The organism is Telluria antibiotica (assembly GCF_011682055.1).
GTDB lineage: Bacteria > Pseudomonadota > Gammaproteobacteria > Burkholderiales > Burkholderiaceae_D > Telluria > Telluria antibiotica.
This window is the reverse complement of the sequence record NZ_JAAQOM010000010.1, coordinates 1-21,613: the sequence shown is the minus strand read 5'-3', so window position 1 is coordinate 21,613 and position 21,613 is coordinate 1. Positions and strand designations below refer to the sequence as shown.

Genomic DNA, 21,613 nt, shown 5'->3' with positions numbered 1-21,613 from the left:
TTTAATCGCCGGACAACCTGCCAGGACCGCCGTGACCAAGGATCTCGACAACACCGATGCGCTGCGCCGCCTCGTCGCCGCAGTAGCTCTCGGCGACCGCGCGGCGTTCCGCCGCCTGTACGACGCGACGGCGGCGAAACTGTTTGGCTTCGCGCTGCGTATATTGAGGAAGGACGAGCTCGCGGAAGAAGCGCTGCAGGATGCCTTCGTGTCGATCTGGCACGGGGCCGCCGGCTATCAGCCCCATCTCGCCGCGCCGCTGACGTGGATGACGACGATCGTGCGCAACAAGGCGCTGGACATGCTGCGGCGCCAGGATGACGCGGTCGAACTCGATGCGCAGCAGTTCGATGCGGACATGCTGCTGGCCATGCAGGACCCGGCCGCCGGACCGCCGGACCGCATGCAAATGACGGACGAGGCGCGCGCGCTGGCGCATTGCATGGCGGCGCTGGAAGGCAGGCAGCGCCAGGCGATCGGCATGGCATATTTCCACGACCTGTCGCACAGCGAGGTGGCGGTCCGGCTCAGCCTGCCGATCGGCACCGTCAAGACGTGGATCCGCCGTGGCCTGGACAAATTGAAAACCTGCCTGTCGAAACGAGAAGCGGCATGAACATCCAAGACAATCCGGTACTGCGCGACAAGCTGGCTGCCGAATACGTGCTCGGCACGTTGCGCGGCAGCGCGCGGCGCCGCTTCGAACGCTGGCTCGCCACCGACGCCGCGCTGCGCGGCGCCGTCGCCGGCTGGCAGGCGCGCATCGTGCCGATGGCCGAGTGGAGCGCGGTACCCCCGCCGGCGCGCGCATGGGACGGCATCGAACGCCGGCTCGGGTTCGCCCGCGCGGTGCCGGCGTGGCAGTTCTGGCGGATCGAGGGCGCCCGGCTCTGGGGCAGCCTCGCGGTCGGCGGGGGCGTGGCTGCGGTGGCGCTGGCCGTCGTGCTGGCCGGCCGCGTCCGGGAGCCGCAGCTGCAGCAGGTGGCCACGCTGCTCGACGACCAGGCGCGGACCGCGTTGGTGGTGGCTGCCGACGCGCGCCGCGCGCGCATCGACGTGCGCGTGGCCGACAACGTGAAGGTGCCGGACGACCGCACGCTGCAGCTGTGGGCCATCACGGCGGCCGGCAAGACGCGCTCGCTGGGCATCCTCCCCGATAACCGCCACGCCAGCCTGCGCCTGGACCAGCGCGCCGTCGGGCCGGACGTGGTGCTGCTGGCAATCAGTCTGGAACCGAAAGGCGGCTCGCCGGATCCGAACGCGCCGACGGGCCCCGTGCTGTACAAGGGCGCTTGGGTGAAACTGTAAGGTGGCCTACACGGGGAGCAGCTTCAGGTCGAACAGGCGCTCCCCGAGCCACAGCGCGGCCACGAGCATGATCGCGCCCGACCCGCCCACCAGCACCACGCGCCGGTAGAACCAGGTGGCGCGCATCAGGTAGGCGAGCGGCAGGAAGGCCGCGACGATCGCCAGTTGTCCGATCTCGACGCCGAGGTTGAAGCCGACCAGCGACGCCGCCAGCGCGCCCGGCTGCAGGCCGAGGTCGGCCAGCACGCTCGCGAAGCCGAAACCGTGCACGAGACCGAACAGGAAGGCGGCGGCCCAGCGCCGCCCGCGCGCGACGGGGAGCACGTTGTTCAGCGCCGCCAGCAGCACCGACAGCGCGATCGCCGACTCGACCCAGCGCGACGGCAGCGCGACGACGCCCAGCGCGGCCAGGCTCAACGTGATCGAGTGCGCGACGGTGAACGCCGTCACGATCTTCAATACGTCGGCCAAGGCCGCGCGCAGGCCGGCCACGGCGCGCCAGCCGCGCCCATCGCGCACCAGCACGGCCGGCAGCAGCAGCGACACGAGGAACAGGATGTGGTCGTAGCCGATCCAGATGTGCAGGATGCCGTGGCGGACGTAGGCCAGGAAACCGCTGGCCGCGCCGGCCGCGCCCTCGTCGACCGTGGCGCGCGGATGGTCGCTGCCGAGCACCAGCGTGCGCACGGCGTCGCCGTCGCGCACGCTGGCGAGGCCCTTGTGCTGCGGGTCGACGTCGGCGAACAGCCGGTACTCGACGGCGAGCGGTCCGGCGCGCGGACAGTGCGCGGCGAAGGCGAGCACGGTATAGGTGCCGTCCGTGTGCGTATCGACGAGCTGCGAGCCCGGCACCAGTGCGCAGGCGGCGCCGCCGCGCTCGAGGTGCAGGCGCGCGAGCGCGTACGCGGCGATCGCGCCATGGCGCGCGCGCACTTCGTCCCAGGTCAGCCGGCCGTCGTTGTCGGCATCGAGGCCGATCGCGTAATCGAGGTCGCGCAGCGCGATGTCCCACTCGCCGCGCACGTCCGCGCTCCCCTGCGCCAAGGTCAGGCGCAGGTACGCATCGCTCGGCTTGTGCGCCATCGCGGGCAGCGACCAGGTCGCGGCGGCCATGAACAGGCCGATCAGGATCCACAGGCGTTTCATCCTTTGCCTCCGTCGAGGTTGAATTGTGCGGCGAGGCGCGCGAGCCGGACGTCTTCCACGTGCGCGCCGCGCATCCAGTCGAGGACAGGGCGCGCCGCGGCGACGTCGCGCGCGACAAGCGCCGCTTCGAGCAGGATGCGGGCATCCGGCGTTTCCTTCTGCACGTCCCAGTTGCGGCGGGCGAGCGCCAGCGCGCGGCGGGCGTCGCCGCGCAAGGCCAGCTCGAAGCGGGCCTGTTCGCGCAAGTGGACGCCGTCGCCGCGTCGCTCGCCCGCATCGAAGCGGGCCGCCAGCTCCACCAGTTCGGGCGCCAGGTCGCGCGCGCGGCCGCCCGCGCGCAGCGCGAGCGCGTGGCGCAGCAGCAGGCCATCCACGCGGGCATGCGGCGCCAGCAGCGCCGCCGCCTCGTCGTGGCGGCCAGCGTCGAGCAGGAAGTCGGCGTAGGCGCCCAGCAGGTAGGTGTCGCGCGGGGCGACGCGCAGCGCAGCGCCGAAGCGCGCGTCGGCGCTGGCCGCGGCGCCGCGCCGCTGCGCCATTTCGGCCAGCATCGTCAGCACCCAGGCGTCGACGGCGGGGTCGTCCGCGCCACCGGCGCGCGCGCGTACGGCCGCGAGCAGGCGTTCGCTCGCGGCGAGGCGGCCATTCATCGCGCCCACGTTGGCGATGCAGGCCGTCGTCACCAGTTCGTCGGCGAGGCTGGACACGTGCGCGCAACTGCGCGTGGCCGCGGGATAGTCGGCGCGCACGGTTTCGACGGTGGCGCGGGTCAGCCAGGCCTGCGCGTCACCGGGCTGCTGCGCCGTCAGCGCGGCGAGGTCGGCAAGCGCCTCGGGAAAGCGGTGCTCGCTCTGCAGCAGCGTCGCGCGCAACAGACGCACCTGCGGCGGCGGTGCTGCCTGGTCCCACCACGGCCCCAGGGCCGCCTGCGCGTAGCCGTAGTAGCGCGGGTCGGCTTCGCGCCGGCCGACTTCGATGTAGCGGCGCGCGACCTCCACCGCGCGCGGCAGGTCGCGCGGTGCCTCCTGCAGGCGCGCCCGCAGCGCGCGCAGTTCGCGCTGTTGCGGATCGGCGCGCCACGGCAGCTCTTCGAGCACCTCGGCGCCGCTGGCCGGCAGGCGCGGGGCGGCGCTTGCCCCGGCGCCCGCGCAGGCCAGCAGCGCCGCCACCAGGGTGCGGATGGCGACGCCGGGCTTCATGGCAGCGCCTGCGGCTCGGTGGCTTCCGGCATGGTCGCCGCGGTGTCGTCCACGGCAGCCGGTTCGGTATCGTCCGGCGCGCTCGCGACGAGGCCCGCGACCTGGATCGTGAACGGGTCCGTGGCCGCCGTGCCGCCGCCCGGCGCGGGCGGTGGCGGCGTCATTGCAGCGCTGTCGTCGTGGCTGCCGCCGCCGCACGCGGCCAGCAACGCGCCGAGCAGCAGCGCGGATGGCAAGAGCAAGAGTGTCCTCATGATCGTCTCCTTCGCGCGCTCATTGTTGCGGCGAACCCGGAATCGGGGTCTTCAGGTACGGGAAGCCGTTCGTGAAGAAGCTGTCGTCCAGGTAGGCGCCATCGGTGAAGTGCAGGCCGCCGGCCGGCGCGTCGGACGGCGCGCAACCCAGATTCAGCGTGCACAGCTTGCCCATCACGACGCGCAGCGCGATGTCGACCACGTCGTCGCCCGGACGGCGTCCGTTCGGGAAGCCGGCGTTGTCGCCGTCGATCACGCCCAGGCGCTTCTGCGCACCCATCGCCACCGGGGCGATCGACGTGTTCAGGCGCAGCATCTCGGACGGCGTCACCTTGGCCGGCTGGTTCAGGCCCTTCACGCCGGTGAGGAACGCGGTGACGAGGTCGTTGCGCGGGAAGTTGGTCGGGGCCTTCGCGCCGGCGTTCCCGTACAGGATCTCGATCAGGGCCGGCAGGGTCGGATTCGTGACGTAGTCGGCGAACTGGGCATCGTTCATCGGCTTGCTGGCATTGAAGCGGTCCTTGTCCTTCAGGCCGATCACGACTTCGTTCACGAGCGGCATGCCCAGGCGCGACACCTGCGTCCACGCGCCGCCATGCTTGGCCGCACCGGTGCCGCCGCTGGCCGGCACGGGATTCAGCAGGCGCGCCTGGCGCATGCTGGCCGTGGTCCAGCCGCCGATCACCGGATCGCCACCTGCCGTGAGGCAGGATGCCGCGACTTCGAGTTCGATGCTGGTCACGTTCTTGTCGGCCAGGTCGTCTCGCGCGGCCTTCTCGGCGCCGGCGGAAAACTCGGTGGCCGGGGCCTTGATGTTGATGAGGTCGAACGTCTCGCCCAGGTTCACGACGAACGGGTCCTTGCGCTGGCCGACGAACATGCGCGCCGGCGTCGAACAGCCCGGAATGTTGACCGAGTAGACGTGCTTGGCCGCGTACGCCGCGTAGTTCGGGATCGATTTGTTGCCGATGTTGTCCAACGGCTTGTCGAAGACGGTACCGCCCGCGGCATTGGTCACGGCGCTGCGCTGGCCGCCGCGGCGGTCGCCGCGCACCACGGAGACGGAGTAGGTCTCGCGCACGTTGGCGCCGGCCGCGTTCGGGTCGGCGATGGCGCCGCCGTTGATGACGAGCGGGATCGACACCTTCTTGCCGCCGACGGTCAGCTGGGCATCCTTGTTCGCATTCTGGAAGCGGAACTGGAACGTGATGTCTTCCTTGGCGTCGCCGTTGTTGTCGATGTGGATTTCGTACAGCGCGTCCGGGTCCATCATGAAGTAGTTCGGGCCGCCATACGCATCCTGCAGCGGCACGTAGTTCGCGATCAGCGTCACGAACCCCTCGCGGCCCGGCTCGTAGCTGCGGAACATGTAGAAGTCGGTGGCATCGACTTTAGGCTGCTTCGCGATGAACGGCGCCTCGCGGTGGCTGGACGCCTGCACGGGCACCTGGACCGCGGCGCCGGCACACAGGGCCGCGACCAGTGCGCGCAGTGCGACGCCGGCGGCGGTTTTGGATGTGTTCTGTTGCAACATGATTCCCCCTCTTTGCTTGGTCAAGGTTGACGATTGAGCACGAATGCCTTCCTTGTACGCAGGCGAGAAGCGGGTGGATTCAGGTTTTTGAAAAAAAAACGGCGGCTTTTCCGCCTCGGCAACATGCTATGCTCGACAAGGCACCTGAAATGCATCAACATTTTGCCGAGTCGAACATGCGAGGAATGGAATGAGTCCTTGGGTACGGTTGCCGATACTCGCAACGTTCAGCACGTTCGCTGTCACCACTCTCGCGTTGTTCATCAAGGGCGACCACAAAGCTGCCACTGGAGCGCTCGTCGTCACCGGCATGGTGACGCCACTCCTGTTCGATACGCTGTGGCCAGGCAAATACAAATAGCGCAAGCCCGACGGGGACATGGAAGACAGTTTCGTCAATCGATTACGGCCGTTCCGCACCGATTATCCCGGCCTCGACGGCACGATTTTTCTTGCCCTGCTGATACTGCTGGGTGTTGCGCCGATCGTGGTCATGGTGGCGCACTTGTTCCGAACACTGCTGAGCCACATTTAACCCGGCAGCGTGCCGGCCGCCGACCGACCTGCTTGCCGCTCAGGGTAGCGGTGGCTCGGGATAAAAAGTCAGCGCGTCTCGACGCGCGCCGACGCGTGGATCGTGCACCCACGATGCACGTTCTCGAGAAAGCGCAACGCCTCCCCCAGCCGGCACGACGCGGGCAGCAGCCGGCCCAGCGATTCGTCGTCGGCGACGCGGTCGACGCCGTACGCGATCGCGCGCGAGACGTCGCGCGCCTCGCGGCCGTCGCTGTTGTACAGGGCGTCGTACACGCCGACCTCTTCCCACAACGGCACGTAGCCGGGACTGATGCTGTCCTGGAACGCGACGGACGGCGCCGCGTCCTCATCCTGGGATATCAGCCGAAACACGAAACTCACGGGTCACTCCATCGAACCTTGAAACGAGGCGCCGATGCTATCACGGCACGCCCGCAAGTGCCCGGTGGACGAGCGCAACCCGGCGCGTCACCGGCGTCGCCGTGCCCGCCATACGGTCTTACTTGACGAAAGGCCAGCCGTCCGACGTGAAGCCGAGCGTGTTGATACCCAGCGTGGCGCGGCCGCCGTTGTTCCCGTCGTAGTAGTGGTACACATAGGTCGGCGCGTTGTTGTTGCCGGCGTCGGTGAACACGCTGCCGCCGCCCGGGCCGATGATGTTCCCGTGGGTGCTGAGCAGGATGGTGCCGCCGCCGGCCGTCAGCGCGACGCCGCCGCGGTCCACGTACGGCCCGGTCACGCTGGTGGAACGGCCGACGATGGTGCGGTAGGTGCTGGTGGTGCCGTTGCAGCAGGCGTTAATCGGCGCGAAATAATAGTAGTAGCCGTTGTAGTAGTAGATGAACGGTCCTTCCTCGCCCGCCGACGGATTGCCGCGTTGCGCCAGCGTGTACACGGTGGTGTTCGTCTTCGATTGCAGGCCCGTGCTCGGGTCCAGTTGCATCAGGTGGGTGCCGTCGGTCCACGAACCCCACGCCATCCACCAGTTGCCGCTGGCGTCCTTGAACGGCGCAGGGTCGATGGCGTTGTCGGTGGTCGCCCAGAAGCCGGACGCCGGCTGCGTCGACGTGCTGGTCCACGACCTGGTGACGAAACCCTTGTCGGTCCACGGACCTGCCGGCGACGTGCTGGTGGCCACGCCGATCACGGCTTCCGCGCCGGTGCTGGGCAGGTAGGGAATCGAATAGTACTGGTAATACGTGCCGTTCGAGACCAGCATGCTGGGCGCCCAGATGTCGGTGTTGGCGCCGTTGTTCCAGCCCTTCGGCGTCTGCAAGCCGCCCCACGAGCTGAAGTCCGGGCCGATCGACGGGCAGTTCGGCGCATAGCCGCCCATCTGCGCGCTGGTGCAGCTGGTGTACATCGTGAAGTTGGTACCGTCGGTCGACGTGGCGACCGTCTGGTGCGAACCGTACAACCAGTATTTGCCGCTGGTGTCGCGCAGCATGAACGGGTCGTGCACGAAGATGCCGTTGCCGGCGACGGCGCGCGGCGCCGGATAGGGGCTGACCTGCGTGTTCACCAGCTGCCACTCCTGGCACGTGCAGTTGGTCAGGCCCCACTGGTCGATGGTGGCCGCCGTGGACGTACTCGCCATGTACACTTCCAGATACTTGCCGCTGTTGACGTTCTGGATCAGGAAGTTGCCGTCCGCCGCCTGGGTGACGGTCCACAGGTGATCGGACGTGCCGTTGTCGGACCATTGCACGACTTGCGCGCCGTCCGCGGTGGAGGCGTTGGCCACGCCCAGCACCTGGTGGGTCAGCATGTTCTCGATGTTGTACTGCCCGTTCCCCATTGGCATGAAGTGCCACAGGTGGTCGGACGTGCCGTTGTCGGTCCACTGGACCACTTTCGAACCGGCGGCCTGGCTGGCGCCATCGATGCCCAGCACCAGGCCGCTGTTGACGTTCTTGATCTTGTACTGGACGCTCGTGTTGATGGTGATGGCGGCGTGCGCCGAAAAAGCCACGCTGGCCAGGCCGGCCAACATGACGAGATACGAAAATAGACGTTTCATGGAGACTCCGCTGAAGGTCAGTCGAATGCCGAATCGGTCGGGAATGCCAGCGGAGGGAGAAAGTCGGCCCCGTGCGCGCGCGCACCGGGCATGGCAAGGTATTCCATATGATCTCCGTTGTCGTTGTAATCGTCCCCACACTTCCGGCGGGTGTTTACTACGATTGCAGTCTACTCAGCGGCAACGGAAGGTACCAATCGTATTTATGATGTGCTTAATACTCAATTCGATATCGGACGCCGGTCGGCCGCCAGCGCCCGGTCGACGAGTTCGATCCAGTGCGACACCGGCGTCGCCGCCCCGACTGCAGGTGCGTGATGCACCCCACGTTGGCCGGCACGTATTCGCGCGCCCCCGTCGCCTCCCGGTTCGCCAGCTTGCGGTCGCGCAGCGCGTGCGCGATGTCCGGATGGAGCACGGCATGCGTCCCGGCCGAACCGTAGCACAGGTGGCTTTCCGCGCACAGCACGACGTCGACGCCGGCCGCGCGCAACACGCGCTCGACCTTGCCGCGGATCTGCTGGCCGTGCTGCAAGGTGCACGGCCGGTGGAACGCGACGCGCTCGTGGACGCGGCCCGCCAGCAGGCGCGCGACGTCGCCCTCGAAGTCGCTCATCACTTCCGACAGGTCTTGGATGATGCCCGCCGCGATGACGCTCGCGACGGCATTGCCGCCCGTCGCCACGTCGTCGAACGATGCCGTGATCACTTGCGCCCGCGCCGGCAGCACGGCACGGAGGGAATCATGGAACGAATGTAAGCACAACCCTTGGGATTTGGCGTATGCTCCGCCTATCTTTTTTTTGGGCGGGATACCACCATGGGCAATCGACTTTCGAAGATCGCGACCCGCACGGGCGACGACGGCAGCACCGGCCTGGGCGACGGCAGCCGCACGGGTAAAGACAGCGCGCGCATCGCCGCTTTAGGCGACGTGGACGAACTCAATTCCTTCGTCGGCCTGCTGCTGTGCGAAGACTTGCCGGACGGCCTGCGCGAAGAACTCGTCACCATCCAGCACGACCTGTTCGACCTGGGCGGCGAGCTGTGCATCCCCGGCTACCAGCTGATCAAGACGGAACAGGTTGCACGCCTCGACGAACTGCTCGAGAAGTACAACGCGGACCTGCCGATCCTGAAGGAATTCATCCTGCCGGCCGGCTCGCGCGCCGCATCGCTCGCGCACGTGTGCCGCACCGTGTGCCGCCGCGCCGAGCGCGCCATCGTCACCCTGTCGAAGCTGGAGACCATCAACGCGGAACCGCGCCAGTACGTGAACCGCCTGTCCGACCTGATGTTCGTGCTGGCGCGCGTGCTGAACCGCCACGCGGGCGGCACCGACGTGCTGTGGCAGCACGAGCGCAAGCGTACCTGACGGGGGGCGGATGACGACGACCTTCGACGTCCGCTTCCATTCCGGCCGCGCCAACTGGCCGGCGAATCCATTCCACTTCCGGGGCAAGGGCCAGGTCGTCGTCGAGCGGGACTTCGTGCTCGTGCGCGGCAACAGCCATCGCTCGTTCCACCTCCCCGCGCACGCGGAGCACCGGCTGCGCGTGGTCGACATCGTCAACGCCCACACGGAAGGCGAGGACGTGTACTTTCGCGTGCAGGGTGTGCACGAGGATCTCGTCGTCGGCTTTTCCATGGCGGACGCGCAGGCGGCATCCCGCCTCGTCGCCCTGCTGCCCGCGCGCCAGACCGATGACTTCCGTGTCGCCCACGCGGAGCACCACGCCTTCCACGACCGGATCGATTACTGGAGCCCGTCGGCGCCCGTGATCTGGGCGGTGCTGACCTTGAACATCGGCGTCTACTTCCTGATGTGGCTCATGCGCCGCAGCTTGCCCGGCGGCGCGATCGGATCGATGCTGGGCTGGGGCTGGAATTCGACGTACGACGCGTTCCTGCGCGCTAACCAGCTGGTCGCGTGGGGATCGAACGCGGGCGACAGGACCCTGCACGGGGAATGGTGGCGCCTCGTCACGTCGCTGTTCCTGCACGGGAGCCTGCTGCACCTGGTATTCAACATGCTCGCGCTGTGGCAGGTCGGCGTGCTCGTCGAGCGCCTGTTCGGCAGCGCGCGCTTCATCGCGCTCTACACGATTGCCGGCGTGTGCGGCAGCATCGCCAGCGTGATGTGGAATCCGCACGTGAACAGCGTGGGCGCGTCCGGCGCGATCTTCGGCCTCATCGGCGGCCTGTTCGCCTTCATGCGGCGCGAGAACAGCGGCGTGCCGCCCACCGTCGTGCGGGACTTGCGCGGTTCGCTGCTGCCGTTCCTGGCCTTCAGCCTGGTGGCGGGTTTCGCCTACCCGCACACCGACAACGCGGCGCACATCGGTGGCCTCGTGGGCGGATGGCTGGCCGGCCACCTGCTCGCGCGCTCGCTGCACGTACCGGCGGAGAATCCGACATGAACGACGACTTCATCGGCATCTACGACGCCGCCCTCACGCCCGCGCAATGCGCGCACATCCTGGACCGGTTCGAGGCCAGCGACAAGCATGCGCGCGGCCGCACGGGCATGGGCGTGGACGTGGCGAAGAAGGACAGCTGGGACATCACGATCAGCCAGTACAAGGAATGGCACGACGTGTGCGGCCTGATGGCGACGGCCGTGCGGCATCACCTGGCCGACTACATGGACCGTTACCGCGCGCTGCTGCTGGGCGCCCTCGCGCCGACGGTCGCGCATCTGGCCACGGGACAGCCGGTGGGGCTCTCGCTCGACAACTTCGACGAATGCGGCCGTCCACACCTGCCCGCGCTGATCGACGCCATGTACCGGTGCGGGCCGATCAACCTGCAAAAATACCTGCGCGGCAGTGGCGGCTACCACCACTGGCATTCCGAGATCTATCCGCAGAACGCCAGTTGCGAGACCCTGCACCGGGTGCTGCTGTTCCAGTTCTACCTGAACGACGTGGCGGATGGCGGCGAGACGGAATTCCTGTACCAGCGCAGGAAGGTCGAGGCGCGCCAGGGCCGGTTGATCATCGCGCCGGCCGGCTTTACGCACACGCACAAGGGGCATGTCGCGACCAGCGGCGACAAGTATGTGGCCACGTCGTGGATCCTGTACCGCCGCGCGGAAGAGTTGTTTTCGTAGCCTTATCGCGATGCGAACATTTGGTGGGCACGGGGTGCCCACCCTACGGCGTCCAATAACGTAGGGTGGACTCCCCGAGCCCACCGGACGTTGCCGCTCAGGTGTTGTTGACGACGAGCCGCGGTTCGCCGACGCCGAAGCGTTCGCGGATCGATGCGGAGATGCCGTGCGCATCCAGCCCGACGGACGCCAGCAACGCGGCCGGGTCGCCATGGTCGATGAAGCGGTCCGGCAGGCCCAGGATCAGCAGGGGCTTGACGATGCCGGCCTCCGCCAGCGCCTCGGCGACGGCCGAACCGGCGCCGCCCATCGTGCAGCCCTCTTCCACCGTCACCAGATAGTCGTGATCGCGCGCTAGCTGCTTCACCAGGTCGACGTCCAGCGGCTTCACGAAGCGCATGTCGGCCACGGTCGCGTTGAGGTCTTCCGCGGCACCGAGGCTCGGCGCCACCATCGAGCCGAACGCGAGGATCGCCACGCCCTTGCCTTCGCGCCGCACGACGCCCTTGCCGATGTCGAGGACGTCCAGCGCCGGATCGATCGCGGCGCCCACGCCCGCGCCGCGCGGGTAGCGCACGGCGGCCGGGCCGTTGAAACGGTACGCGGTCGTCAGCATCTTGCGGCACTCGTTCTCGTCCGACGGCGCCATCACGACCATGTTCGGGATGCAGCGCAGGTAGGCGATGTCGTAGTTGCCCGCGTGCGTGGCGCCGTCCGCGCCGACGAGACCCGCGCGGTCGAGCGCGAACGTCACGTCCAGGTTCTGCAGCGCCACGTCGTGGATCAGCTGGTCGTACGCGCGCTGCAGGAACGTCGAGTAGATCGCGACGACGGGCTTCATGCCTTCCGTCGCCAGGCCGCCCGCGAACGTCACCGAATGCTGCTCGGCGATGCCCACGTCGAAGTAGCGGTCCGGGTGTTCCTGGTTGAAGCGCACCATGCCCGAGCCTTCGCGCATCGCCGGCGTGATGCCGACCAGGCGCTTGTCGACGTGCGCCATGTCGCACAGCCAGTTGCCGAATACCTCGGTGTACGTGATCTTCGTGGCCTTCGCGGGCTTGATGCCTTCGCTCGGATTGAATTTACCCGTGCCGTGGTACAGGATCGGCTCGGCCTCGGCCAGCTTGTAGCCCTGCCCCTTCTTCGTCACGACGTGCAGGAATTGCGGGCCCTTGAGCTTCTTGATGTTTTCCAGCGTGGGGATCAGGGAGTCGAGGTCGTGGCCGTCGATGGGGCCGATGTAGTTGAAGCCGAATTCCTCGAACATCGTGGCCGGGACGACCATGCCCTTCGCGTGCTCTTCGAGCTTCTTCGCCAGTTCCAGCATGGGCGCGGGCAGCATCGTCTTGCCGACGTTTTTCGCCGCGGCGTAGAACTGGCCCGACATCAGGCGCGCCAGGTAGCGGTTCAGCGCGCCGACCGGAGGCGAGATCGACATGTCGTTGTCGTTCAGGACGACGAGCAGGTCGACGTCGTCCTCGACACCCGCATTGTTCAGCGCCTCGAAGGCCATGCCGGCGGTCATGGAGCCGTCGCCGATGACGGCGATGGCCTTGCGTTTTTCGCCCTTGATCTTCGCGGCCGTTGCCATGCCGAGGGCCGCCGAGATCGACGTCGACGAGTGCGCCGTACCGAACGTGTCGTACTCGCTCTCGTCGCGCTTCGGGAAGCCGGACAGGCCGTTCAGCTGGCGCAAGGTGGGCATGCGCTCGCGCCGGCCCGTGAGGATCTTGTGCGAATAGGTCTGGTGGCCGACGTCCCACACGATGCGGTCTTCCGGCGTGTTGAACACGTAGTGCAGCGCGATCGTCAGCTCGACGGTGCCGAGGTTGGACGACAGGTGACCACCGGTCTTGGAGACGGAATCGAGCAGGAACTGGCGCAGTTCGTGCGCCAGCGGCGTGAGCTGGGTACGCGGCAGCTTGCGCAGGTCGGCCGGGTTGTCGATGGTATCTAACAGTTTCATTTATGCCTTCCGCTGCACGATCAGGTCCGCGATCTCGCGCAGCCGCAGTGCTTGTTCTCCGAACGGTGCGAGCGCGTCGTGCGCCTGCCGCCGCAATTGTTCGGCCAGCGCCTTGGACGGCTCCAGCCCCAGAATCGACACATAGGTCGGCTTGTTGTCGGCCGCGTCCTTGCCGGCCGTCTTGCCCAGCGTGGCCGAGTCGGCGGTGGCGTCGAGCACGTCGTCGACGACCTGGAACGCGAGGCCGATGGCGCGCGAGTACTCGGCCAGCGCTTCCCGCTCGTGCGACGCGAGGTCGCGGCCGGCCAGCGCGCCCAGCAGCACCGAGACGCGCAGCATGGCGCCCGTCTTCAGTTGGTGCATGCGCTCCAGCTGTTCCAGGGTGAGGCTCAGGCCGACGCTGTCGAGGTCGATCGCCTGGCCGCCGCACATGCCGGCCGAACCCGCGGCTTCGGCCAGCAGGCGCAGCATCGCGACCGTGCGCGCGGCCGGTACCGTGGTCGTCCCGGCCAGCACGTCGAAGGCTTGCGCCTGCAGCGCGTCGCCGACGAGCAGCGCCGTCGCTTCGTCGTACGCGACGTGCACGGTGGGCTTGCCGCGACGGAGATCGTCATCGTCCATGCACGGCATGTCGTCGTGCACGAGGGAATACACGTGGATCATCTCGACGGCGCTGGCCGCGCGCGCGAGGGCGTCGGCGTCCGCGCCGAACAGGGCACCGGCCGCATGCACGAGCAGCGGACGCACGCGCTTGCCGCCGCCCAGCGCCGTGTAGCGCATCGCTTCGTGCAGCTTCGTCGGCGCCTGGCTTGCGGGCGGCAGGAAACGGTCGAGGTCGGCTTCGGCGGCGGCCTGGACGTCCTTCACCCAGGCCTGGAAATCGGGCGCGGCGGTCATACGTCGTCCTCGCCGTCGGTGCTGAACGGTTTCAGCATCTCGCCTTCCAGGACCTTCACCTGCGACTCGACTTTTTCCAGCTGGGCCGCGCAATAGCGCACGAGCTCGGAACCGCGGGCATACGCGGCGACCGATGCTTCCAGGGGCAATTGCCCACTTTCCATTTGCGTCACGAGTTGGGCCAGTTCGGCCATCGCCTGCTCGAAAGATTCCGGCGGCTGCGCGGCGGTGGCCGGTGGTGCGGCGCTCTCCGCGTTTGTTTTATTTGGCATAATGAGTTTGATCGATTCGGGGCCGGGCGACACCGCGCGTAACGCGTGCGCGGTGCGTCAGTCTAATCGCTTATTCTAAACAATCCTGTATCGACATGAACGGTGCACCTGTCGCCGCCAACTTGCAAGCAAGGATACATTTTATCGCAAAGCGCCTCGGGATTCATGAAAACGATGCCTTTTAGGCAATTTTTGAACACCCACGTACCACAACCGCGCGCGGGCCCGGGACTGGACGGCCTTTTACAGGCTATAATCTCCGGTTCTGTCTCCGAAATACCGTATTCCGCTCTTTAAAGGAGCGAGAACGCCAAATAAGCGGCAGCACTGTTGGTCGGGATGCGACGCCCTCAAGCGCAGCCGTACGCGATACGGCAAGCAGGGGCGTTGTGCCGGACCACGATGCGGCTCGCCCTGGATTCTCGATGCTCCCCTAAAAATACTGGTTCTCGGATTCTTTCTCTTCTTTGGCTGAAATCTGTGTAAAGGGGGGTTGGGATGTCCGATCTGGCTACCCACGCCAAGCTGGCGCGTTCGCTCGCCCAGCTTCCGGTAAATGTCTACTTCGACGACGCGCTGCTGCAGCGTGAATTGCAGCAATTGTTTCTCAAGGGGCCCCGCTACGTCGGCCACGAGTTGATGGTGCCCGAGGCGGGCGATTTCGCGACCCTGAAATCGGAGAACGAGGGTCGCATGCTGGTGCGTAACGCACAGGGCATCGAATTGCTGTCGAACGTGTGCCGCCACCGCCAGGCGCTGATGTTCAACGGCCGCGGCAACGCGAAGAACATCGTCTGCCCGTTGCACCGCTGGACCTACGACCTGAAGGGCGAACTGATCGGCGCGCCGCATTTTGCCGATACGCCCTGCCTGAACCTGTCCAAGACGCCGCTGCAGAACTGGAACGGCCTGCTGTTCGAGCAGAACGGCTACAACGTGATGGACAAGCTGAAGCACATGTCCGTGACGAAGGACCTGGACTTTTCGGGCTATATGTTCGACCACGTCGAGGTGCACGACTGCGACTACAACTGGAAGACCTTCATCGAGGTCTACCTGGAGGATTACCACGTCGAACCGTTCCACCCCGGCCTCGGCAACTTCGTCAGCTGCGACGACCTGCGCTGGGAATTCGGCCCGGACTACAGCGTGCAGACGGTTGGCGTGCACCGCGGCCTGCAAAAGTCCGGTTCGGCGACGTACAAGGCCTGGCAGGAGCAGGTCCTGAAGTTCAACAACGGCCAGGCGCCGAAATACGGCGCGATCTGGCTCACGCTGTACCCGAACATCATGGTCGAGTGGTATCCGAACGTCCTCGTCGTGTCCACGCTGTGGCCGCTGGGGCCGCAGAAGACGCGCAACGTCGTCGAGTTCTACTATCCGGAAGAATTCGTCCTGTTCGAACGCGGCTTCGTCGAGGCGGAACGCGCCGCGTACATGGAGACGTGCGTCGAGGACGACGAGATCGCCCTGCGCATGGATGCCGGCCGCAAGGCGCTGATGGAACGCGGCGTCACGGAGGCGGGGCCGTACCAGTCGCCCATGGAAGACGGCATGCAGCACTTCCACGAGTGGTACCGCAGCAAAATCGACGATATTCCTCCGGGGATGTGATGGCTGGTTGCTGATGGCTCCACTCTGGATGTTGTGCGCCAGCTTCCTGTTCGCCGCCATGGGCGCGTGCGTGAAGCTGGCCTCCTCGCTCTACTCGACGTCGGAAATCGTGATGTACCGGGGGTTCATCGGCAGCCTGATGCTGCTGCCGATGATCCGCCTGCAAGGCGGCTCGTTCAAGACCGCGTTCCCGAAAGAGCACCTGTGGCGCAGCGTCGTCGGCGTCGTCTCGCTGTGGCTGTGGTTCTACGCCATCGCGAAGCTGCCGCTGGCGACGGCCGTCACCCTCAACTACATGGCGCCGATCTGGCTCGCCACGTACATGTTCTTCATCGGCTGGTGGCGCGGGCGCGGCTTGCCCGAATGGCCGCTGGCGCTCGCCATCGCCATGAGCTTCGTCGGCGTCACGCTCGTGCTGCGGCCGGCCGTCGAGACACATGAATGGGTGGGCGGCCTCGTCGCCATCGCCTCGTCCGTGATCGCCGCGATGGCCTATATGCAGGTACGCCGCCTCGGTCAGATGGGCGAGCCGGAATACCGCGTCGTCTTCTATTTTTCCGTCACGATGGGCTTCGCTGGCCTCGTCGGTTCGCTGCTGGGCAACGGCATGAGCACGTTCCGCCCCCAGTCGTGGCACGGCATGGCGCTGCTGGCGGGGATCGCCGCCAGCGGCCTGCTCGCGCAGATCGCGATGACGCGCGCCTACCGCATCGGCAAGGTGCTCGTCGTCGCCAACCTGCAGTACATGGGCATCATCTTTTCGAGCCTGTGGGGCATGATCCTGTGGGGCGACGTCTTCGACTGGCACGTCTGGCTGGGCATGGGCGTGATCCTCGCCTCCGGGATCGCCGCGACGTTCTACAATACGACCCGCACGGCGCGCGGCGCCGTCGTCAAGGAAACCGACCCCATCGCCAGCGAATAAAGGAGCGCCATGTCCAGCTACACGACCCTCATCGAACCCGCCGCCCTGGCAGCGCATGTGAACGACATGCGCGTCCGCGACCCCAAGTGGGTCGTCGTCGACTGCCGCCACGACCTGATGAACCTCGCCGCTGGCCGTGAAGCCTACGCGGCCGGCCACATCCCGGGAGCCGTCTTCGCCGACATGGAGACGGAGCTGTCGGGCGCCAAGCGCGACGCGGCCGGCGCCTTCCGGGGCCGCCATCCGCTGCCGGAAAAGGACGCGTTCATCGAGCTGCTGCGCCGCTGGGGCGTGGACGACGACACGCAGGTCGTCGCCTACGACGCGCACGGCGGCATGTACGCCGCGCGCCTGTGGTGGATGCTGCGCTGGGTGGGCCATGCTGCCGTCGCCGTGCTGGATGGCGGCTTGCCCGCGTGGCAGGCGGCGAACCAGCCCGTCGTCACGGACGTGACGGCCCCGCGCGCGCGCGGGGGCGTGTCCGCCCGCCCTGCCCTCGTGACGACGGTCGACGTAGACTCCATCCTGCAGAACGTGGAACATGGCGGCAAGACGATCGTCGACGCGCGCGCGCCGGACCGCTTCCGCGGCGAGAACGAGACGATCGACCCCGTCGGCGGCCACATCCCGGGCGCGAAGAACCGCTTCTTCAAGGACAACCTGCAGCCGGACGGCCGCTTCAAGACACCCGGGCAGCTGAAGGCGGAACTGGGCGCGGCCGTGGGCGACGCGCGTGACGCCATCATGCAATGCGGCTCCGGCGTGACGGCGTGCCACAACCTGCTGGCGCTGGAAGTGGCGGGCATGCCGGGCGCGGCGTTGTATCCGGGGTCGTGGAGCGAGTGGACGGCGGATCCGAAGCGGGCCGTGGCCACCGGCAACGGCTGATAGTGGGACAGCGGCACGAAGGCGCCGCTTTGTGAAACTACGTGACTGACGCTCAGTGACTGAAGTCGTAAGGCGCCGGCAGGAAATCGGCCAGGGTGAACAGCACGACCATCACTACCAGGGCCATGACCACGTAGGCGCACCGCGACGGCTTGTCGCGCAGCGCAACAACCAGTTGATTCACCAGGCTTGCCATGCTTGCCTCCGTTCGGGTTACGGTTCAGCATAGGACGCCTGGAATCGCCGTGTCAACTGGACAGCGCAACCATGGCGCGATCCGTATCTTTTAGTGGCCGTGCGTCAGAACGAGGACGATCACGACACCGAGGCCGATCAACAATACCTGCGGAATCGACTCGCGCACCGTGGCGCGGCGCTGCATCTGCGGCATCAGGTCGCTCACGGCGATATAGATGAAGCCCGACGACGCGAACACGAGCACATACGGGATCATGTCGCTGGCGCGGTCGAGGGTCGCATAACCGAGCACGCCGCCCAGCACGGCCAGCAGGCTGCACAGCAGGTTGAACACGTACGCGCGCACGCGCGAGAAGCCGGCGTTCAGCAGCACGATGAAGTCGCCGATCTCCTGCGGGATCTCGTGGGCGATGATGGCGACGCCCGTCACGATGCCCAGCTGCGGATTGGCGAGGAAGGCCGCCGCGATCAGGATGCCGTCCGTGAAGTTGTGCATGCCGTCGCCGATCAGGATCATCCAGCCCGCGCGCCCCGCCTGGCGCGCGTCGTGGCCGTGGGCGTGGTGGTGCCCATCGCCCTCGTGGTGATGCGAATGGCGCAGCAGCGCCACTTTCTCCAGCAGGAAGAACGCGAGCAGGCCGCCCAGCAGGGTGGCGAACAGCGCGTGCGTGTCGGCCTTCGATTCGAACGCTTCCGGCAAGGCATGCAGCAGCGACGTCGACAGCATGATGCCGACGGACAGGCTCACCATGCGTTCGACGACTTTCGCCAGCAAGGTGAACGAAAACACCGCGGCGGCCGTAATGCTGACCACGCCCGCCAGGCCAGTCGCCAGCAGGATGGAAATGAGAATCGGGTCGATTTAAAGCCTCTGGTTATTCTTGGACAGCGGACGCAAACCCGAGATTGTACCCTCCCGCGCGCGAACCCGTGCAATCCGGCAAGCCGCCGGACGGGTGGCGGGGGATCAGCCGGCGCCGTGCTCGCGGAACCAGGCCAGCGCGCGCGCGAAGCCGTCGCGGGCGGCTTTGGCGTTGTACGTGGGGCGGTAGTCGGCGTTGAAGGCGTGGCCGGCGTCCGGGTACACGACGATTGCGGAATCGCTCGTGCCCGCGCCCAGCGCGGCGATCATCTGTTCGACCGTGGCGACGGGGATGCCGGTGTCCTTCGCACCGTACAGGCCGAGCACGGGCACCGTGAGCGAGGACGCGATGTGGATCGGATGCGTCGGCTGGCCCGGCGGGTTCGGGTCGGCCACGAGCTTGCCGTACCACGCCACGGCCGCCTTCACGCGCGGATTGTGCGCTGCGTACAGCCACGTGATGCGCCCGCCCCAACAGAAGCCGTTGACACCCAGGCGGTCGACGTCGGCGCCGTTCTTCGCGGCCCAGGCCACGCAGGCGTCGAGGTCGCCCATGACGTGTGCATCCGGCACCTTGCGGATGATGCGCGCCATCAGCGTGTTGATGTCGGGGATCGTGGACGGGTCGCCCTGGCGCACGAATAAATCGGGCGCCAGCGCCAGATAGCCCTGCTTGGCGAAGCGGCGCGCGACGTCGGCGATGTGCTCGTGCAGGCCGAAGATCTCGGACACGACGATCATCACGGGAAGCTTGTCCTGCCCGGCCGGGCGGACGTGGTAGAGGGGGATGTCCTGGCCGTCGACGGTCAGCGTGGCCATGCCCGCGGCGAGGCCGTCGGTATCGGTGTGGATCACGGATTGCGCCGCGACCGGCTGCGCGGCCGCAGCGAAGCCGTTGCCGGGTGCCTGCGGGGCGCTTGCGTTGTCGTTCATTGCCATCCTTCGTTCGGTCATGAAAGGCTTGCTATCTTAGCAGCGCCCTCCGCGACACGCTCGTCCGGCAGGCGGTGCGGCGCCCGGCGCGCCGCACCGCGGGCGACGCTTACGGCGTCAGCGTGAAGTTGACGCCGGTGGCGTTGGCCGTCGAGACGTCGACGAGGCTGATCGACTTCGTCGTGTAGCCCGTGCCGCTCGCGTCGACCTGGTACTTGCCCGCGCCCGGCACCACCGTCGGGGCAGCCGTGAAGGTCAGGGGCACGGTCGCGCCGCTGTAGGTCGCGTACATGGGCGTGGCGACCGGCAGGTTCGCGATCGTGTAGGCGCCGGTAGACAGGTCGGCACCCGCGTACTTGATGGTCACGGTCGGGCCGGCGGTGAACGCCTGCTTCGCCGACACATACGCTGCCTCGGTGGCGTTCGCCGGCAAGGTCACGGTGCCCGCGATCGACGCCATCGCACTGGCCGGAAGGTCGATCGGCGCGCTGGTGCTGCTCACGACGGTGCTGCCGGTGGACGCGACCGGCACGGTGGCGATGACGGCGGCCGCGTGGTTGTCGGCCGTGATGACGACGTCATAGTTGCCGCTCGGCAGGTGCGACAGGAAGAACTCGCCCGGCTTCGCGTCCGTCGCCGGGTTCGGCACGGTGGAAGCGATCACCTGGCCGTTCTGCTCGGCGGACACGGTGACGTTGCTGCCCAGCAGCGACGTGGCGATGACGCCCGAGATGCCCACTTGCGCGACCGGGACGACCTTCACCACCGGCTTCAGCAGGTATTTGCCGTTGCCTTGCGTGACGACGGATTTGCAGGCGTTGAAGTCGAGCGCGAGGTCGACATGCTGGCCGGCCGCGACGTCGAATTCGTTGACCAGCTTGATGCCGCTCTGGATGGCGCTCGGCGTCGTCAGCGTCGTTTCCGTGCCGCCCGTCGGGACGACCGAGTTGGCCATGCCGTTGCCCGTATTCGGGTCGAGCACGAGGCGCAACTGCGAGTAATGGCCGGCCGGCAGCGTCGTCTGGCCCAAGTCTGTGAGCACGCCGTTCGAGAGATCCAGCAGGTTGATCTTGCGCGCCGGGCTCAGCGTGATGTCAGTCCAGCCGGCATCCGTATCGCTCGCGGTGGCGCTCGTGTTGACGCGCACCTTGTTGACGGTGACGTTGACGGCGCTGAAGCCGCAAGCCGGGGCATCGGTCAGCGCAACGCTGAGGGTGCCGGCCGTGGCGGTGGGCGTGGTACCGCCGCTGCCGCCGCCCCCGCCGCCGCAGGCGACGAGAGATGTTGCAATTAGAACGCTGCCTGCCAGCAGCCCGGCTTGGTGGAATGTCGTTTTCATAATCGTTTTCCTTCGTGGATGCCCGCCTCAGCACGGACGGTCATTCCAATGTACATTCCAAACGGCAACTTTTATGTTAGACGACGCACATTGAAACGTCTGCTTACACATGAAGCATTTTGTAGTCGTATGCATACAACCATTCGTGGCGCCCAAGATAATGATCAAGATATGTTTGACAACATAATATGCGCGTGTACCCTCCTACCAACCGATCGGTATGGAGAAAAACATGGCACCGCACAGCCGGATGCGGATGCGGTCACGCTGGAGCACATCGTCGAATTCTACCGGGCTCTCGGCGGCGGCCAGCGTGATGCGGGGATGGATGGGTCGCTGCGGGCAGAGGCACGCTTGGCCATCGTGCCGGGGACGACGCATTACGACTTGCTGGCCACAACGGCCGTCGCACGACTGGCCGACGAATTCCTCTGATAGTAGGGTGGGCACCCCGTGCCCACCGAGTGCAAGCGTCACGGCAACGCATGGTGGGCACAGGGTGCCCACCCTAACGGTCATTGCAGAGCGGCCGCCCCGGGGCATGAAAGAATACAGGGTGGAAGGCTGGCGATAGAGGTCGAGCATTAATCGTGGAGGTAAATCCCCGACCCT

General features: G+C 67.0%; 24 protein-coding genes. 10 read left to right on the top strand and 14 right to left on the bottom strand.

The window, feature by feature from the left end; genetic code table 11:
* Positions 1 to 31: 31 nt before the first annotated feature.
* Positions 32 to 616, top strand: coding sequence for a sigma-70 family RNA polymerase sigma factor (locus HAV22_RS16785; protein WP_166860517.1), 585 nt, complete (start codon positions 32 to 34; stop codon positions 614 to 616).
* Positions 613 to 1,308 carry an anti-sigma factor gene (locus HAV22_RS16780; RefSeq protein WP_166860515.1) on the top strand — a complete coding sequence of 232 codons (696 nt, stop codon included), beginning with the start codon at positions 613 to 615 and terminating at the stop codon, positions 1,306 to 1,308. Before HAV22_RS16785 ends, HAV22_RS16780 begins: the two co-directional genes overlap by 4 nt.
* A gap of 6 nt (positions 1,309 to 1,314) precedes the next feature.
* Here HAV22_RS16780 and HAV22_RS16775 read toward each other — a convergent pair whose 3' ends face one another.
* Genes HAV22_RS16775 through HAV22_RS16760 form a run of 4 tightly spaced genes read right to left on the bottom strand, consistent with a single transcriptional unit; the run spans position 1,315 to position 5,438 of the window.
* Positions 1,315 to 2,454 carry a HupE/UreJ family protein gene (locus HAV22_RS16775; protein ID WP_166860513.1) on the bottom strand — a complete coding sequence of 380 codons (1,140 nt, stop codon included), beginning with the start codon at positions 2,452 to 2,454 and terminating at the stop codon, positions 1,315 to 1,317.
* Positions 2,451 to 3,650, bottom strand: a complete 1,200-nt coding sequence (locus HAV22_RS16770; RefSeq protein ID WP_229421283.1) for a hypothetical protein — start codon at positions 3,648 to 3,650, stop codon at positions 2,451 to 2,453. Before HAV22_RS16770 ends, HAV22_RS16775 begins: the two co-directional genes overlap by 4 nt.
* A complete protein-coding gene (locus HAV22_RS16765) occupies positions 3,647 to 3,904 on the bottom strand; it encodes a hypothetical protein (RefSeq protein ID WP_166860511.1) in 258 nt (85 codons plus the stop codon). Before HAV22_RS16765 ends, HAV22_RS16770 begins: the two co-directional genes overlap by 4 nt.
* A 19-nt stretch (positions 3,905 to 3,923) precedes the next feature.
* Positions 3,924 to 5,438: a DUF4331 domain-containing protein gene (locus HAV22_RS16760; RefSeq protein ID WP_166860510.1), complete on the bottom strand. Its 1,515-nt coding sequence runs from the start codon at positions 5,436 to 5,438 to the stop codon at positions 3,924 to 3,926.
* Between the two features lie 379 nt (positions 5,439 to 5,817).
* On the opposite strand from HAV22_RS16760, the gene HAV22_RS16755 reads away from it, so the two are divergent.
* A complete protein-coding gene (locus HAV22_RS16755) occupies positions 5,818 to 5,973 on the top strand; it encodes a hypothetical protein (RefSeq protein ID WP_166860508.1) in 156 nt (51 codons plus the stop codon).
* 68 nt (positions 5,974 to 6,041) lie between these two features.
* Here HAV22_RS16755 and HAV22_RS16750 read toward each other — a convergent pair whose 3' ends face one another.
* The 3 genes from HAV22_RS16750 to HAV22_RS16740 all read right to left on the bottom strand — a co-directional run bounded on the left by HAV22_RS16750 (position 6,042) and on the right by HAV22_RS16740 (position 8,704).
* Positions 6,042 to 6,356: a hypothetical protein gene (locus HAV22_RS16750; RefSeq protein WP_166860507.1), complete on the bottom strand. Its 315-nt coding sequence runs from the start codon at positions 6,354 to 6,356 to the stop codon at positions 6,042 to 6,044.
* Between the two features lie 118 nt (positions 6,357 to 6,474).
* The gene (locus HAV22_RS16745) at positions 6,475 to 7,995 is read right to left on the bottom strand and encodes a family 43 glycosylhydrolase (RefSeq protein ID WP_166860505.1); all 1,521 of its coding nucleotides are present in this window, start codon (positions 7,993 to 7,995) and stop codon (positions 6,475 to 6,477) included.
* A gap of 214 nt (positions 7,996 to 8,209) precedes the next feature.
* The gene (locus HAV22_RS16740) at positions 8,210 to 8,704 is read right to left on the bottom strand and encodes a heterodisulfide reductase-related iron-sulfur binding cluster (RefSeq protein WP_371869669.1); all 495 of its coding nucleotides are present in this window, start codon (positions 8,702 to 8,704) and stop codon (positions 8,210 to 8,212) included.
* A 111-nt stretch (positions 8,705 to 8,815) separates the two neighbouring features.
* On the opposite strand from HAV22_RS16740, the gene HAV22_RS16735 reads away from it, so the two are divergent.
* The 3 genes from HAV22_RS16735 to HAV22_RS16725 are packed head-to-tail and all read left to right on the top strand — an operon-like array spanning position 8,816 to position 11,107.
* Positions 8,816 to 9,370 (top strand): cob(I)yrinic acid a,c-diamide adenosyltransferase, encoded by a 555-nt coding sequence (locus HAV22_RS16735; RefSeq protein WP_166860503.1) that lies wholly within the window; start codon positions 8,816 to 8,818, stop codon positions 9,368 to 9,370.
* Between the two features lie 10 nt (positions 9,371 to 9,380).
* Positions 9,381 to 10,415 carry a rhomboid family intramembrane serine protease gene (locus tag HAV22_RS16730; RefSeq protein WP_166860501.1) on the top strand — a complete coding sequence of 345 codons (1,035 nt, stop codon included), beginning with the start codon at positions 9,381 to 9,383 and terminating at the stop codon, positions 10,413 to 10,415.
* Positions 10,412 to 11,107, top strand: a complete 696-nt coding sequence (locus tag HAV22_RS16725) for a 2OG-Fe(II) oxygenase (RefSeq protein ID WP_166860500.1) — start codon at positions 10,412 to 10,414, stop codon at positions 11,105 to 11,107. Before HAV22_RS16730 ends, HAV22_RS16725 begins: the two co-directional genes overlap by 4 nt.
* Before the next feature lie 97 nt (positions 11,108 to 11,204).
* Here the strand turns inward: HAV22_RS16725 and dxs are convergent, their stop codons facing one another.
* Genes dxs through HAV22_RS16710 form a run of 3 tightly spaced genes read right to left on the bottom strand, consistent with a single transcriptional unit; the run spans position 11,205 to position 14,242 of the window.
* A complete protein-coding gene (dxs, locus tag HAV22_RS16720) occupies positions 11,205 to 13,073 on the bottom strand; it encodes a 1-deoxy-D-xylulose-5-phosphate synthase (RefSeq protein ID WP_166860498.1) in 1,869 nt (622 codons plus the stop codon).
* Positions 13,074 to 13,970, bottom strand: coding sequence for a polyprenyl synthetase family protein (locus HAV22_RS16715; protein ID WP_166860496.1), 897 nt, complete (start codon positions 13,968 to 13,970; stop codon positions 13,074 to 13,076).
* Positions 13,967 to 14,242 (bottom strand): exodeoxyribonuclease VII small subunit, encoded by a 276-nt coding sequence (locus HAV22_RS16710; RefSeq protein ID WP_166860494.1) that lies wholly within the window; start codon positions 14,240 to 14,242, stop codon positions 13,967 to 13,969. Before HAV22_RS16710 ends, HAV22_RS16715 begins: the two co-directional genes overlap by 4 nt.
* A 498-nt stretch (positions 14,243 to 14,740) precedes the next feature.
* Here HAV22_RS16710 and HAV22_RS16705 point away from each other — a divergent pair, with 498 nt between their 5' ends.
* The 3 genes from HAV22_RS16705 to HAV22_RS16695 are packed head-to-tail and all read left to right on the top strand — an operon-like array spanning position 14,741 to position 17,669.
* Positions 14,741 to 15,856, top strand: coding sequence for an aromatic ring-hydroxylating oxygenase subunit alpha (locus HAV22_RS16705; protein ID WP_166860493.1), 1,116 nt, complete (start codon positions 14,741 to 14,743; stop codon positions 15,854 to 15,856).
* A gap of 13 nt (positions 15,857 to 15,869) precedes the next feature.
* Positions 15,870 to 16,781, top strand: coding sequence for a DMT family transporter (locus HAV22_RS16700; protein WP_166860491.1), 912 nt, complete (start codon positions 15,870 to 15,872; stop codon positions 16,779 to 16,781).
* A 9-nt stretch (positions 16,782 to 16,790) separates the two neighbouring features.
* The gene (locus tag HAV22_RS16695) at positions 16,791 to 17,669 is read left to right on the top strand and encodes a sulfurtransferase (RefSeq protein ID WP_166860489.1); all 879 of its coding nucleotides are present in this window, start codon (positions 16,791 to 16,793) and stop codon (positions 17,667 to 17,669) included.
* 52 nt (positions 17,670 to 17,721) lie between these two features.
* Here the strand turns inward: HAV22_RS16695 and HAV22_RS16690 are convergent, their stop codons facing one another.
* The 4 genes from HAV22_RS16690 to HAV22_RS16675 all read right to left on the bottom strand — a co-directional run bounded on the left by HAV22_RS16690 (position 17,722) and on the right by HAV22_RS16675 (position 21,001).
* Positions 17,722 to 17,865 (bottom strand): hypothetical protein, encoded by a 144-nt coding sequence (locus HAV22_RS16690; RefSeq protein WP_166860488.1) that lies wholly within the window; start codon positions 17,863 to 17,865, stop codon positions 17,722 to 17,724.
* A 90-nt stretch (positions 17,866 to 17,955) separates the two neighbouring features.
* A complete protein-coding gene (locus tag HAV22_RS16685) occupies positions 17,956 to 18,657 on the bottom strand; it encodes a ZIP family metal transporter (protein WP_258817241.1) in 702 nt (233 codons plus the stop codon).
* A gap of 177 nt (positions 18,658 to 18,834) precedes the next feature.
* Positions 18,835 to 19,662, bottom strand: coding sequence for a dienelactone hydrolase family protein (locus tag HAV22_RS16680; protein ID WP_229421282.1), 828 nt, complete (start codon positions 19,660 to 19,662; stop codon positions 18,835 to 18,837).
* Between the two features lie 109 nt (positions 19,663 to 19,771).
* Positions 19,772 to 21,001, bottom strand: a complete 1,230-nt coding sequence (locus HAV22_RS16675; RefSeq protein WP_166860484.1) for a DUF4382 domain-containing protein — start codon at positions 20,999 to 21,001, stop codon at positions 19,772 to 19,774.
* A gap of 48 nt (positions 21,002 to 21,049) precedes the next feature.
* On the opposite strand from HAV22_RS16675, the gene HAV22_RS30860 reads away from it, so the two are divergent.
* Complete coding sequence (locus tag HAV22_RS30860; RefSeq protein ID WP_208296237.1) at positions 21,050 to 21,436, top strand: hypothetical protein; 387 nt, start codon at positions 21,050 to 21,052, stop codon at positions 21,434 to 21,436.
* The last annotated feature ends 177 nt before the right edge of the window (positions 21,437 to 21,613 follow it).